Annotated in this window: 11 protein-coding genes; 7 read left to right on the top strand and 4 right to left on the bottom strand. The window is 71.9% G+C overall.

Annotated elements, in window-relative coordinates:
- The 3 genes from H1A17_RS26060 to H1A17_RS26050 form a co-directional block, all read right to left on the bottom strand.
- A partial coding sequence (locus H1A17_RS26060; protein WP_194823117.1) for an AAA family ATPase occupies window positions 1-787 on the bottom strand: 787 nt, incomplete at its 3' end.
- Window positions 787-1935 (bottom strand): exonuclease SbcCD subunit D, encoded by a 1149-nt coding sequence (locus H1A17_RS26055; protein WP_145918557.1) that lies wholly within the window; start codon window positions 1933-1935, stop codon window positions 787-789. The genes H1A17_RS26055 and H1A17_RS26060, both read right to left, overlap by 1 nt.
- 13 nt (window positions 1936-1948) lie before the next feature.
- Window positions 1949-3709, bottom strand: a complete 1761-nt coding sequence (locus tag H1A17_RS26050; protein ID WP_145918558.1) for an ATP-binding protein — start codon at window positions 3707-3709, stop codon at window positions 1949-1951.
- Between the two features lie 442 nt (window positions 3710-4151).
- Between H1A17_RS26050 and H1A17_RS26045 the strand changes: the two genes are divergently transcribed.
- On the top strand, window positions 4152-5696 hold the full coding sequence (locus H1A17_RS26045) for a M4 family metallopeptidase (RefSeq protein ID WP_145918559.1): 1545 nt from the start codon (window positions 4152-4154) through the stop codon (window positions 5694-5696).
- Between the two features lie 112 nt (window positions 5697-5808).
- On the opposite strand, the gene H1A17_RS26040 is transcribed toward H1A17_RS26045, so the two are convergent.
- Window positions 5809-6594 (bottom strand): pyrimidine reductase family protein, encoded by a 786-nt coding sequence (locus H1A17_RS26040; protein ID WP_194823116.1) that lies wholly within the window; start codon window positions 6592-6594, stop codon window positions 5809-5811.
- Between the two features lie 150 nt (window positions 6595-6744).
- On the opposite strand from H1A17_RS26040, the gene H1A17_RS26035 reads away from it, so the two are divergent.
- The 6 genes from H1A17_RS26035 (at window position 6745) to H1A17_RS26010 (ending at window position 13340) form a co-directional block, all read left to right on the top strand.
- On the top strand, window positions 6745-7290 hold the full coding sequence (locus tag H1A17_RS26035) for a plasmid pRiA4b ORF-3 family protein (protein ID WP_145918561.1): 546 nt from the start codon (window positions 6745-6747) through the stop codon (window positions 7288-7290).
- 251 nt (window positions 7291-7541) lie between these two features.
- Window positions 7542-8834, top strand: coding sequence for an ABC transporter substrate-binding protein (locus H1A17_RS26030; RefSeq protein WP_145918562.1), 1293 nt, complete (start codon window positions 7542-7544; stop codon window positions 8832-8834).
- Window positions 8835-8949: 115 nt separating this feature from the next.
- Window positions 8950-9918: a carbohydrate ABC transporter permease gene (locus H1A17_RS26025; protein ID WP_145918563.1), complete on the top strand. Its 969-nt coding sequence runs from the start codon at window positions 8950-8952 to the stop codon at window positions 9916-9918.
- Between the two features lie 10 nt (window positions 9919-9928).
- Window positions 9929-10771: a carbohydrate ABC transporter permease gene (locus H1A17_RS26020; RefSeq protein WP_088645452.1), complete on the top strand. Its 843-nt coding sequence runs from the start codon at window positions 9929-9931 to the stop codon at window positions 10769-10771.
- Window positions 10768-12201 (top strand): GH1 family beta-glucosidase, encoded by a 1434-nt coding sequence (locus tag H1A17_RS26015; RefSeq protein ID WP_145918564.1) that lies wholly within the window; start codon window positions 10768-10770, stop codon window positions 12199-12201. The genes H1A17_RS26020 and H1A17_RS26015 overlap by 4 nt, the downstream gene beginning before the upstream one ends.
- A 92-nt stretch (window positions 12202-12293) precedes the next feature.
- Entirely contained in the window at window positions 12294-13340 is a 1047-nt protein-coding gene (locus H1A17_RS26010; RefSeq protein WP_145918565.1) for a LacI family DNA-binding transcriptional regulator, read from the top strand.
- Window positions 13341-13391: the final 51 nt, after the last annotated feature.

The raw sequence follows: 13391 nt of genomic DNA, 5'->3' as shown, positions 1-13391 counted from the left end.
GCGCCGCCGTGGCCTCGCGGGCCGCCCCCCGGGCCCGCTCCCGCTCCGGTACGGCCGCCGCGACCGCCGCCGACAGCTCCCGCACCCGGTCGACCCGGGCGGACGCGGCGGCCAACGTCTCGTCGTCGACGTCGGTCAGCCCGGCGAGCATCCGGGCGACCGCGTCCAGCTTCGCCTCGGCCTGCCCGGCCCGTTCGGTGGCCCGCTTCTGCACGTTCTCGTAGACGCCGAGACCGAGGAGGTTGACCAGGATCTGCTGCCGGGTGGCCGGCTTGGCGTGCAGGAAGTCGGCGAACTGCCCCTGCGGCAGCACCACGCAGGAGGTGAACTGCTCGTACGGCAGCCCGACCGCGTCCAGCACGGCACCGTCCATCTCGGCCGGGGTGCCGGCCAGCACCTCGCCCAGGTCCTCCGGGCTGAGCCCGGTGTCGAGCTTGGTCACGTCGAACCCGGGGGGCATCAGTTGCAGCCCGGCGTTGGCGGTCTTGACCGCGCCCCGGCCGTCGCGGCGGACCACCCGGGTCGCCACGTACCGGTCGCCGGCCGACTCGAAGACCAGCCGGACCCGGGCCTCCACCGCCGACGGGGCGAGCGCGTTGGCCAGCCCCCGCGCGCCACCCCAGCGGGGCACCGCGCCGTAGAGGACGAAGCAGATCGCGTCCAGCACCGTCGACTTACCCGAACCGGTCGGCCCGACCAGGGCGAAGAAGTCGGCGTCGGTGAAGTCGACGGTGGTCTCGTCGCGGAAGACGGTGAAGCCGGCCAGGTCCAGCCGCATCGGTCGCATCAGCGCTCCACCTCCTCCAGCAACTCGTCGAAGAGGTCCCGGACCCCGTCGTCCTCGTGCCCCCGGCTGCCCAGGTAGTCGGCGAACAGCTCGCGGGGCGACCGGCCGGCCCGCTGGGCGACCCGGGTGCCGCTGCCCGGGGCGGGCAGCAGCTCCGGGTCGATCCGGATCTCCAGCGCGCGGGGGAACAGCTCCTGCACCTCCTCCCGCAGCCCGGCCCGGGGCTGTTCCCGGACGAACACCCGCAGCCAGCCCTCCGGCGGGTCCGCCTCGCTCAACTGGGCGAGGGTGCCGCGCACCGTGCGCAGCGGCACCGCCGCCGCCACCGGCACCTCCCGGATGCGGGCGGCCGAGGTCGCGCTCACCTCGACCAGTGTCACCGAGCAGACGTTCTCCTGCTCGCCGAAGTCGACGGCGATCGGGCTGCCGCTGTAGCGGATCGGGCACGGCCCGATCACCCGCTGCGAACGGTGCAGGTGCCCCAGCGCCACGTAGTGCGCGGTGCCCGGGAAGACCGAGGCGGGCACCGCGTACCCGAGGACGGTGTGCGCGTCGCGCTCGCCGCCGCCGGTGCTCGCCCCGACCACGGTGAGGTGGGCGGTCACCAGGTGCACCCGGTCCGGCTCGGTGAAGCCCTCGGTCAGCTTGGCCAGCACCCGGCCGAGGTGGTCGGCGTACGTCTGGGTGGCCTCGGCGGCGGTCAGCTCGTACATCTCCACCGCGCGGACGGCGTACCGCTGGGACAGGAAGGGCAGCGCGGCGAGCTGCCAGCGTTCGCCTGCGGCGGTGACCCCGTCGACGACGTGCTCGGCCGGATTCTCCCGGACCCCGCCGCGTAGGGTGATCCCGGCCGCCTCCGCCCAGGGGCGCAGCGCGTCGAGGGCGTTGCCGTTGTCGTGGTTGCCGCCGATCGCCACCACGTCGGCCCCGGTCCGCCGCAGCGCGGTCAACGCCCGGGTGACCAGCCGGGTCGCCTCCGGGCTGGGGGCGGCCGTGTCGTAGAGGTCACCGGCGACGATGACCAGGTCGGGGCGTTCGGCGTGGGCGATCTCGATCACCCCGGCGAGCACCTGCTTGTGCTCCTCGGCCCGGGACTGTCCCTTGAGCACCTTGCCGACGTGCCAGTCGGAGGTGTGCAGGATCTTCATGGCGGCCAGCCCCCTAGAACGGAATGTCGTCGTCGACGCCGCCCGAGCCGACCACGGCGAACGGGTCGATCGAGCCGGTGATCGAGCGCAGCGTCTCCGACGGGGCCCGGCCGGCCTCGGACACCCGGGTCGCCCAGGCCGGGAAGGGGAACTCCAGGCACAGCGGGACCGGGATGTCGGGCTGGTTGACGAACATGGTGCCCGGCTTGGCGAGCAGGGCGCGTTGCCGCTGGGCCGGCGGGAGGAAGCCGTACTCCGGGCGGGACGCCTCGGCCGGGTCGAGCCGGCCCACCACCCGGATCGCCGAGTTGGTGACGATCCGCCGTTCGACCTCGCTCGCCGTCTGCTGTGCGCCGACCAGGATCACCCCGAGCGAGCGGCCCCGCTCGGCGATGTCGAGCAGCACCTCCTTGATCGGGGAGGAGCCCTCGCGGGGGGCGTACTTGTTCAGCTCGTCGAGGACGACGAAGAGCAGCGGCTTGGCGGTGCCGGCCTTCTCCTTGCGTTCGAACTCGCCGCGCAGCGTCACGCCGACCACGAAGCGTTGCGCGCGGTCCGGCAGGTTGTGCAGGTCGACCACGGTGACCTGGGCGCTCTCGGCGGTGTTGATGGCGTGCGGGCGGCGGGTGGCCAGGTCGCCGCGGATCAGCCGGGCGAGGTCCTTCTTGCTGCCGATCAGCCGGCGGGCGAACGCGTTGACCGTGCCCAGGCCGACCGCGCTGCCGGCCCAGTCACCCCGGGTCTCGTCGTCGTTGAGCTGCTCGACGATGTGGTCGACCAGGTCGCCGTAGGAGCCGAGGCGCACCCCGTCGACGCTGACCCCACCGTCGGCGGGCTGGGCGTAGCGGGCCAGGTGGGCGGTGACCGAGTGGACCACCATCGTGTACTGCTGGCGTTCGTCGTCGGCGTCGGCGAAGACGTACGGCAGGAGGCGGTCGGCGCAGAACTCGCTCAGCGTCCAGTAGAAGGCGTCGACGCCGGTGAGCCGACTGCTCACGTCGGGGGTGCCGGAGGCGTCGCCGACCCGGGGCGGGGCGTACACCCGCACGTCGGGGAACGCGCCGGCGGCCAGCCCCAGCCTGGCGTACGCGGCCCGGGTGGTGTCGTCGAGACGGGCGTTGGGATGGTCGAGGAAGAGCAGGTCCTCGCCCTTGACGTTGAAGATCAGCGCCTTGGCGTTGACCGCGTCGCCGCCGAGCACCCCGGAGCGGAACACCGAGTAGAGCAGGAAGGTGGCGAAGCTGGTCTTGGTGGCGACCCCGGAGATGCCGGAGATCGACACGTGCGCGCCCCGGCTGCCGTCGAGGAAGTCGGCGTTGAGGTAGACCGGGACGCCGTCGCGGCCCATCCCCATCGGGATGCGCCGTTCCATCCGGTCGAAGTGCAGCGCGCGGGCGCGGGCGTCGCCCTCGGCCCGGTGCACGGTGGCGCCCGGCGCGGGCGGCACGTACAGCTCGGGGTCGACCCGGGTGGTGGTGATCTCGGCGGCCTCCTGCACCTGGGCGGGGAGGGTGCCGTCGGCGATGGCGAAGACGTCCGACTCGAACTGGGCGCCCTCGTGCCGGGCGCGGACCTGGGTGACCACCCCGGCGATGGTGACCGGCTCCCGGTCGGGCAGGTCGCGCCGGGTGACCACCACGTCGTCGAGCTGGAGGTAGCTGCCGGGCGAGACGGCCGTCCAGAACTGCAACGGGGTGGCGTCGGCGGTGCCGAGCACCCGGCCGACGGGCTCGCCGGGGCTGTCGATCCGGCCGTCGATCCGGTCGTCGGTCATCCGCGGGCTCCGGTCAGCTGGTCGTCTCGGTCAGGGCGCACGCCCTGCATCCTGCCCGAGGAGTGCGACAGGTTGCCACGCGACGCGGCGGAGGCCACCGGTGGGCCGCCGTCGTCGCCCGGCCGACCGCCGTCGTCGCCGCCGGTTCGGTGACCGCAAGGGACGGTGCGGTCACGGTCGGTCGACTTTTTCCCGCGCGGCGACGGTGTTTGCGCAGGTGACGGGCCCGGCGGAAATCCGGGGAAAAAAATCCCCGCCGAGGGCGTGACAGAAACCGACCGGTTGGGCTGAGAATAGCCACAGCCGACATCGAGGATCTTCTTCCTTCGGTGCCGGCCGTCACGTCCGTAACCTGCGGACACGTGACCGGCCCGCGGTCCACCACCGTCGGGTCGTCGTCAGTCGGCACCCCCCCGACTGTCCCTGTGGAGGCAGAACCCCCATGCGCCGAACCCCCCTGTTGAGCGGCCTCGCCACGGCCGCTCTCCTGGCCACCGCCGTCACGGTGCCCACCGCGGCCACCGCCGCGCCCGCCGGCCCCGCCGCCGACCCGTTCGCCCGCGCGGTCGCCCAGCTCAAGTCCCACTCCGGTGCCGGCCTCGCCGCCGACGGGCAGACGTTCACCCCGCGCAACGTGGTGACCGACGCCGACGGCACCGAGCACGTCCGGCTCAACCGTTACTCCGACGGCCTGCCCGTCCTCGGCGGTGAGGTGGTCGTCCACCTCGGCAAGGGCGACTCCTGGCGGGGTGCCACCCACGGCCTCGCCCACGCCCCGCAGCGCGCCCCGAAGGCCACGCTCAGCGAGGCCGCCGCCGGCAAGATCGCCTACGCCGCGTCGACCGCCACCGGCCGCTCGGTCGCGGGCGCGCAGCTGGTCTTCGACGCCGGTCGGACCGCGACCGCCCTCGCCTACGAGGTGGTGGTGGCCGGCACCCACGCCGACGGCACCCCGAGCGAGCTGCACGTGCTGGTGGACGCCACCACCGGCGCGGTCCGCGACTCGTGGGAGGGCGTGCAGCGGGAGGGCACCGGCAACACCTACCACTCCGGCACGGTCTCGGTCGGCAGCACCCTGTCCGGCAGCACCTACCAGCTCGCCGACCCGGCCCGGGGCAACCACCGCACCTACGACCTCAACGGCAAGACCAGCGGCACCGGCACCCTGGTCACCAGCACCAACAACGTGTTCGGCAACGGCACCCTGAGCAACCGGCAGACCGCCGCCGCCGACGCCGCCTTCGGCGCGCAGAAGACCTGGGACTACTACAAGAGCGCGCACGGCCGCAACGGCATCCGCAACGACGGTGTCGGCGCGTACAGCCGGGTGCACTACAGCAGCAACTACGCCAACGCCTTCTGGCAGGACGCCTGCTTCTGCATGACCTACGGCGACGGCGGCTCCGGCTGGTACCCGCTGACCTCGCTGGACGTGGCCGGGCACGAGATGACCCACGGCGTCACCAGCAACACCGCCGGGCTGCGGTACAGCGGCGAGTCGGGCGGCCTCAACGAGGCCACCAGCGACATCTTCGGCACCCTGGTCGAGTTCTACGCGGCCAGCGCCAAGGACCCGGGCGACTACCTGATCGGGGAGAAGCTGCGCAGCACCGGCACCCCGCTGCGCTACATGGACAAGCCCTCCAAGGACGGCAAGTCGGCGGACTGCTACAGCAGCTCGGTGGGCGGCCTGGACGTGCACTACTCCTCGGGCGTGGCGAACCACTTCTTCTACCTGCTCGCGGTGGGTAGCGGCACCTCGTCGTACGGCACCAGCACGACCTGCAACGGCACCACGGTCGCCGGCATCGGCAACACCAAGGCCGGGGCGATCTGGTACCGGGCGCTGACCCGCTACATGACCTCCACCACCAACTACAAGGGCGCCCGGACGGCGACCCTGTCGGCCGCGACCGACCTGTACGGCGCGACCAGCGCCGAGTACAAGGCCGTCGCCGCCGCCTGGGCGGGCGTGAGCGTCAGCTGACCCCGCCGGGCCGGCGTTCGACACGCCGACCCCGAACGTCTCGAACGTGGGGCGTGGGCACACCGACCGGGTGGCCCACGCCCCGCGCCGCGTCCGGGGGAGGCCACCCGGTTCAGCCGGCGGGCGCGGCCCCGGCGGAGTCGACGCCGGGCGCGTCGCGGGCGTACCGCAGCATGAGTACGCCGTCGGCGGCGGCCAGCGTGTGCCGCAGCGGCAGCGACCGGGGCGGGCTGGCCGGGCCGGCCGTGATCCGTCCCGGGCCGGCCCCGGCCAGCAGCGGGGCGACGGTGACGCAGAGTTCGTCGACGAGGTCGGCGGCGGTGAGCGCGCCGAACAGGTGCGGGCCGCCCTCGCAGAGCAGCTGCCCCAGCCCCCGCCGGCGCAGCGCGGCCAGGCCGGCGGCGAGGTCGACGTCGTCCCGGCCGACCCGGACCAGGTCGACGACGTCGGTGAGGCCCGGTGGCGCGACCGCCGTCCCGGTGGTCAGCACGACCGGGCGCACCGGCGCGTCGGCGAACGCGGCCTGGGCCGGGTCGAGCCGTAGCGACCGGGAGACGACCGCCAGCGTCGGGTACTCGGCCAGGCCGTGCGCGCGTCGCCAGGCCCGGCGTTCCGGGCTGAGCCGCACCGCCCGGTAGCCCTCGTGCCGTAGCGTGCCGGCGGCCACCAGCAGCCCGTCGCAGAGCATCCGGAGCAGGCCGAAGACCCGCTTGTCCGGCGCACCGGACAGGCCGGCGGAGTAGCCGTCCAGGGTGACCGCGCCGTCCGCGCTGGCCACGAAGTTGACCCGCAGCCGGGGGGTGCCGGCGCGGGCGTAGAGCGCGGTCAGCGCGGCGTCGTCCAGCGGGCCGTCGGCGGGCGTGGGCCAGATCCGCCAGATCGGGATTCCGACGCTCATTCGCCGGCCGGACCGGTGACCGGAGGGGTGGGTGCGGGGGTACGGTGCTGACAGTCGCACCACTTCCGGCCGGGGCAGTCGTCGTGCCGCCGCTGTCGGCACGCTCGGCAGATCATGCCGGCAGCCTATGCGGTGGGTGGAGGGGGCAGCATGTCACGTCAGATCTTCCAGCTGAAGGTGTCCCTCACCGGGGTCCGCCCGTCGGTCTGGCGGCGGGTGCTGGTCCCCGGCGGCTACACCCTCGACCGGCTGCACCGGGTGGTGCAGCACGCGATGGGTTGGCGGGACTGTCACCTGCACGCCTTCGAGATCGACGGCGTGCAGTACGGCGAGCCCGACCCGGACGCGGAGCCGGCGGTGCGCGACGAGCTGGACGTCCGGCTGGACGCGGTGGCCGGCAAGGGCAGCCGGTTCGGCTACGTCTACGACTTCGGTGACTGGTGGGAGCACGACCTGGTGGTGGAGGACGTCCTCGCCGCCGATCCGGACGGGCGTTACCCGAGTTGCCCGCAGGGTGCGCGGGCCTGCCCGCCGGAGGGGGTCGGCGGCCCGGCCGGGCAGCTCCTGCTGCTGGCGGCGCTTGCCGATCCGCACCACCCGGAGCACGTCACGATGCGGGACTGGGCGGGTCCCGGGCACGACCCGGCGGCGTTCGACGCGGGTCGGGCGACCACCCTGCTGCGCCGCTTCTGCTGATCTCCGTCCCCGCGGGGTCATCACATCGGGCGGCGTAAACGCGATAGCTGGTAACGATCTGGGAACGCTCCCAACGGTCTATTGACACCCCCGACACCTCCCGGCAATCTCATGGGAGCGTTCCCAAGGGCGTGGCGCGGATCACCCGCGACCACCCCAGACCGACCGGCGATCACCGCCGGACCGGCCGGGACGTGCGACAGCACCCCCCCACCACACCCACCCAGCCTCACCATCGAAAAGGGGTCAGGATGAGCGTCACCACGCGGCGTACCCGGTTCGCGGTCGCCGCCCTGGCCGCAGTAACCGCCATCGGCGGTCTCGCGGCCTGCGGCAAGGACGACGAGCCGAAGGAGGCCGGCGGCAAGCCCAGCAAGCTGGTCGTCGACACCTTCGGTGAGTTCGGATACGACGAGATCGTCAAGCAGTACGAGAAGGACACCGGCATCAAGGTCGAGCTGCGCAAGACCGCGCAGCTCAACGAGTACCGGCCGAAGGTGGTCCGGGCGCTGGCCACCGGCAAGGGCGCGGCGGACGTGACCGCGCTCGAAGAGGGCATCCTCAACGAGTTCAAGACCAACCCCGCGAACTGGGCCGACCTGGCGCCGCTGGTGGCCGACCACAGCAAGGAATACCTGCCGTGGAAGTGGGAGCTGGGCAAGGCGGCGGACGGGCGGCTGATCGGCCTGCCCACCGACGTCGGCAGCCTCGCGGTCTGCTACCGCAAGGACCTGTTCGCGGCGGCCAACCTGCCGACCGAGCGGGACCAGGTGGCGGCGCTCTGGCCGGACTGGAACGCCTTCATCGAGACCGGCAAGAAGTACCGCGCGGCCACCAACAAGGGCCTGATCGACTCGGTCACCACCGCGGCCAGCGCGGTCATGGTCCAGCAGGGCGGTGACCTGTTCTACGACAAGGAGGACAACGTCGTCGCCGACAAGAGCGCGGCGGTGAGGACCGCGTGGGACACCGCGGTCGCGATGGCCGACGCGAAGATCACCTCCAAGAGCGCCACCTGGTCGCCCGAGTGGTCCGCCGGCTTCAAGCAGGGCACCTTCGCGGCCACCTTCTGCCCGTCGTGGATGCTCGGTATCGTCGCCGACAACTCCGGCCCGGAGAACAAGGGCAAGTGGGACGTCGCGCCGGTTCCCGGCGGCGCGGGCAACTGGGGCGGCTCCTGGCTCGCCGTGCCGGCCCAGAGCAAGTACCCCAAGGAGGCGGCCAAGCTCGCCGAGTACCTGACCAACGCGAAGAGCCAGGTCGAGGCGTTCAAGCTCAAGGGCCCGCTGCCGACCAACCTCGAGGCGCTGAAGAACCCGGAGTTCACCGGCTACACCAACGAGTACTTCAGCGGCGCGCCGACCGGCAAGATCTTCGGTGAGAGCGTCGAGAAGATCCAGCCGCTGCACCTCGGCCCGAAGCACCAGGCGGTCAAGGAGAACGCGTTCGAGCCGGCGCTGCGCTCGTACGAGAACGGGCAGTCCCCCAAGGACAAGGCCTGGGAGCAGTTCCTCAAGGACGCCAAGACCCAGGGCGCCTTCTGATCACTGCACCACCACCGGCGGTGGCGTCCGGGCATGTCCCGGGCGCCACCAATGGCGTCCCGTTCCACGTACCGCCCGCCTCACCGGCCCCGCCGGAGCCGGGAAAGGACCCCGCATGAGCCTCTCGGCCACGACGGCGCCGCCGTCGCCCAGCGCACCACCCCCCACACCTCCCCGGCGGCGCAGCCGGGCGATCACCCTGAACCGCCTCGACCTGAAGCTCTCGCCCTACCTCTACATCGCGCCGTTCTTCGTGGTCTTCGGCATCTTCGGGTTCTACCCGATGCTGCGCACGGCGTGGATGTCGCTGCACGACTGGGACCTCATCGGTGACCACAGCTTCATCGGGTTCGACAACTACACCCGGCTGTTCACCGACGAGTACTTCTGGAACGCCACGATCAACACGTTCGGCATCTTCATCCTGTCGACGATCCCGCAGTTGCTCCTGGCGCTGTTCCTGGCCACCATGCTCAACCGCACCTTCCTGCGGGCCCGGACGCTGTTCCGGATGGCCATCTTCATGCCCAACGTGGTCTCCGTCGCCGCGGTGGCGATCGTCTTCGGGATGCTCTTCCAGCGCGACTTCGGTCTGATCAACTGGATCCTCAGCCTGGTCGGCGTCGACGCGATCGACTGGGACGCCCAGAAGTGGAGCTCCTGGACGGCCATCGCCTCCATGGTCAACTGGCGGTGGACCGGCTACAACACGCTGATCCTGCTGGCCGGCATGCAGGCCATCCCGAAGGACCTCTACGAGGCCGCCGCGATCGACGGCGCCAACCAGTGGAAGCAGTTCTGGCGGATCACCCTGCCGATGCTGACCCCGACCTTCGTCTTCGTGGTCACCCTGTCCACCATCGGTGGGCTCCAGCTCTTCACCGAGCCGCTGGTCTTCGGCAACGGCAACATCATCGGTGGCGACCAGCGCGAGTTCCAGACCCTGGCGATGTACATGTACGAACTCGGTATCGAGAACCTCAGCACCGCCGGCTACGGCGCCGCGGTGGCCTGGGCGATGTTCGTCATGATCGCCCTGGTCTCGCTGGTGAACTTCCTGCTCGTCCGCCGTTCGGTGAAGTGAGGACCGCGCCGTGAACAAGGCATCCCAGCGCCTCTGGCGCACCAGTCCGCTGCTCTACATCGCGCTCGTCGTCGCGGTGCTCTTCTCGGTCTACCCCTTCTACTACATGGTGGTCATCGCCACCCGTAGCCTCGACCAGATCAACGACGTGCCGCCGCCGTTCACCCCGGCCGGCGAGTTCGGCGCGAACTTCGGCCGGGTGCTCGACAACCCGGCGGCGAACTTCCTCACCGGTCTGCTCAACTCGGTGATCGTCTCCGCGGTGGTGACCGTCTCGGTGGTGATCACCGGCTCGCTGGCCGGCTTCGCCTTCGCCAAGCTGCGGTTCCGGGGCCGCAACGCCCTGCTGCTGACGATCATCGTGACCATGATGATCCCGACCCAGCTCGGCCTGATCCCGCTCTGGGGCATGATCCAGGACCTCGGCTGGTACGACACCCTCTACGCGGTGACCGTGCCCTTCCTGGTCAGCGCGTTCGGCGTGTTCATGATGCGGCAGTACGCCATCCAGGCCATCTCCGACGAGCTGATCGAGGCGGGTCGGGTCGACGGCGCCAGCACCTTCCGGATCTTCTGGAACATCGTGCTGCCGGCGCTGCGCCCCGCCGCCGCCGTGCTCGGCCTGCTCACCTTCATGGAGACCTGGAACTCCTACCTGTGGCCGTACGCCGTGCTCACCCCCGAGAACCCGACCCTGCAGGTGTCGCTGGCGTTCCTGTCCTACGCCTACTACACCGACTACTCGCAGGTGTTCGCCGCGACCGCCATCGGCACCGTGCCGCTGGTGATCGTGTTCATCGTGTTCGGCCGCCAGATCATCGGCGGCATCATGGAAGGCGCCGTCAAGTCGTGAGCAACCCGACCCACCCGCCCGCTGTCGGCGTACTCGACCAGGGGCCGGAACTGACCTTCCCGCCCGGCTTCCTGTGGGGCGCGGCGACCGCCGCGTACCAGATCGAGGGGGCCGCCGCCGAGGGCGGCCGGACCCCGTCGATCTGGGACACGTTCAGTCACACCGAGGGGCGGGTGGTCTCCGGGCACACCGGGGACGTGGCCTGCGACCACTACCACCGGATGTCCGACGACGTCCGGTTGATGGCCGAGCTGGGCCTCAAGTCGTACCGGTTCTCGGTTTCCTGGCCGCGGGTGCAGCCCGGCGGCACCGGCGGCGTCAACCAGGAGGGCCTGGACTTCTACCGGCGGCTGGTCGACGAGCTGCTGGCCAACGGCATCGAGCCGTGGCTCACCCTCTACCACTGGGACCTGCCCCAGCCGTTGGAGGACGCGGGCGGCTGGCCGGCCCGGGACACCGCCGGTCGGTTCGCCGACTACGCGTCCCTGGTCGCGGACGCCGTCGGCGACCGGGTGAAGTACTGGACCACGCTCAACGAGCCGTGGTGCTCGGCGTTCCTCGGCTACGGCTCCGGGGCGCACGCCCCCGGGCGGTCCGACGGGGCGGACTCGGTCCGGGCCGGGCACCACCTGATGCTCGGTCACGGGCTCGCCGTGCAGGCCCTGCGGGCGAAGCTGCCGCAGGCCCAGCTCGGTGTCACGGTCAACCTCTACCCGGTGACCCCGGCCAGCGACGCCCCGGCCGACGTCGACGCCGCCCGCCGGATCGACGGGTTGGCCAACCGGTTCTTCCTCGACCCGCTGCTGCGCGGGTCGTACCCGGCGGACCTGACCGCCGACCTGGCCGAGGTGACCGACTTCGGGCACGTCCGCGACGGCGATCTGGAGATCATCTCCACCCCGCTGGACCTGGTCGGGATCAACTACTACAGCCGGCACGTGGTGGCCGCGCCGGTCGCCGGCGAGGAGCCGGAGAAGTACTGGCGGGCACCGTCCTGCTGGCCGGGCAGCGAGGACGTCCGGTTCGTCACCCGGGGTGTCCCGGTCACCGACATGGACTGGGAGATCGACGCCCCGGGCCTGGTGGAGACGCTGCGGCGGGTCCACGAGGAGTACACCGACCTGCCGCTCTACGTCACCGAGAACGGCTCGGCGTTCGTCGACACCGTGCAGGACGGTCGGGTCGACGACGTCGACCGGTTGGCCTACTTCGACGCCCACCTGCGGGCCTCGCACGAGGCGATCGCGGCCGGGGTGCCCCTGCGGGGCTACTTCGCGTGGTCGCTGATGGATAATTTCGAGTGGGCCTGGGGTTACACCAAGCGCTTCGGGATGATCTGGATCGACTACGACACCCAGGCCCGTATCCCCAAGTCCAGTGCCAGGTGGTACGCCGAGGTGATCCGACGCAACGGTCTGGCCGCACAATAGGCAGAGGCCAGCCAGCATTCCGGACGGCCCCGCCGCGCCGCCCGCCCCCGGGGGCGGACGGCGGGGACCGTCCGACGTCGGAGGAGCAGACGATGACAACGCAACGCACCCGGTCACTCGGGCGCCCGACCCTCGACGCGGTCGCCGCCCGCGCGGGTGTCGGGCGGGGCACGGTCTCCCGGGTGGTCAACGGCTCACCCCAGGTCAGCCCGGAGGCCCGGGCCGCCGTCCAACAGGCCATCGCCGAGCTGGGGTACGTCCCGAACCGGGCGGCACGGGCACTGGTCACCCAGCGGACCGACTCGGTGGCCCTGGTGGTGTCCGAGTCGGGGGAGCGGGTCTTCACCGAGCCGTTCTTCGCCGGCATCGTCCGGGGCGTCAGCTCCGGCCTGCTGGAGACGCCGCTGCAACTCTGGCTCGCCATGGTGCAGTCCCCGATCGAACGGGAACGGGTCGAGAACCACCTGACCAACCAGCACGTCGACGGGGTCCTGCTGCTGTCGCTGCACGACTCCGACCCGCTGCCCACCCTGCTGGAGGAGCGCGACCTGCCCACCGTGCTCGGTGGCCGGCCGGCCCGGATGCTGCGCCCCGGGGCGCGGCCGTCCTGGTTCGTCGACGTCGACAACGTCGGTGGCGCCCGCAACGCGGTGCAGCACCTGGCCCGGCAGGGTCGCCGCCGGATCGCCACCATCGCCGGCCCGCAGGACATGGGCGCCGGCCTGGCCCGCCTGGTCGGCTACCGGGAGGCGGTGGAGTCCACCGTCGGGATGCTCGACCCCCGCATGATCGCCTACGGGGACTTCAGCGAGGGCAGCGGCGCGGCGTGCATGCGCCGGCTGCTGGACGCCTGCCCCGAGCTGGACGCGGTCTTCGTCGCCTCCGACCTGATGGCGTTCGGCGCGCTGCGGACGCTGCGCGAGGCGGGCCGGCGGGTGCCCGAGGACGTGGCGATCATCGGGTTCGACGACTCGCCCGTCGCCCAGCAGGCCGACCCGCCGTTGACCACGGTCTTCCAGCCGGTGGAGGAGATGGGCCGGCAGATGGCCCGGCTGCTGGTGGCCCGCATCCGGGGCGACGAGATCCCCACCCCGCACATCCTGCTGGACACCGAACTCATCCAGCGTGCCTCCACCTGAAGCGCTTCGACACCTCCGGCCTCCACGTCCGTACGGGCGGTGGGGCGTGCC

The sequence above is a fragment of the Micromonospora sp. S-DT3-3-22 genome (genome assembly GCF_015354745.1).
GTDB classification, from domain to species: Bacteria; Actinomycetota; Actinomycetes; order Mycobacteriales; family Micromonosporaceae; genus Micromonospora; species Micromonospora wenchangensis.
The sequence above is the reverse complement of the archived record's forward strand: the minus strand, read 5'-3'. Positions and strand labels throughout refer to the sequence as shown.

Excerpts from the sequence above, each read along its gene's own strand:
- H1A17_RS26035 (WP_145918561.1), top strand. The coding sequence starts at position 6,745 with ATGTCACGTCAGATCTTCCAGCTGAAGGTGTCCCTCACCGGGGTCCGC.
- H1A17_RS26055 (WP_145918557.1), bottom strand. The coding sequence starts at position 1,935 with ATGAAGATCCTGCACACCTCCGACTGGCACGTCGGCAAGGTGCTCAAG.
- H1A17_RS26050 (WP_145918558.1), bottom strand. The coding sequence starts at position 3,709 with ATGACCGACGACCGGATCGACGGCCGGATCGACAGCCCCGGCGAGCCC.
- H1A17_RS26045 (WP_145918559.1), top strand. The coding sequence starts at position 4,152 with ATGCGCCGAACCCCCCTGTTGAGCGGCCTCGCCACGGCCGCTCTCCTG.
- H1A17_RS26040 (WP_194823116.1), bottom strand. The coding sequence starts at position 6,594 with ATGAGCGTCGGAATCCCGATCTGGCGGATCTGGCCCACGCCCGCCGAC.
- H1A17_RS26010 (WP_145918565.1), top strand. The coding sequence starts at position 12,294 with ATGACAACGCAACGCACCCGGTCACTCGGGCGCCCGACCCTCGACGCG.
- H1A17_RS26025 (WP_145918563.1), top strand. The coding sequence starts at position 8,950 with ATGAGCCTCTCGGCCACGACGGCGCCGCCGTCGCCCAGCGCACCACCC.
- H1A17_RS26030 (WP_145918562.1), top strand. The coding sequence starts at position 7,542 with ATGAGCGTCACCACGCGGCGTACCCGGTTCGCGGTCGCCGCCCTGGCC.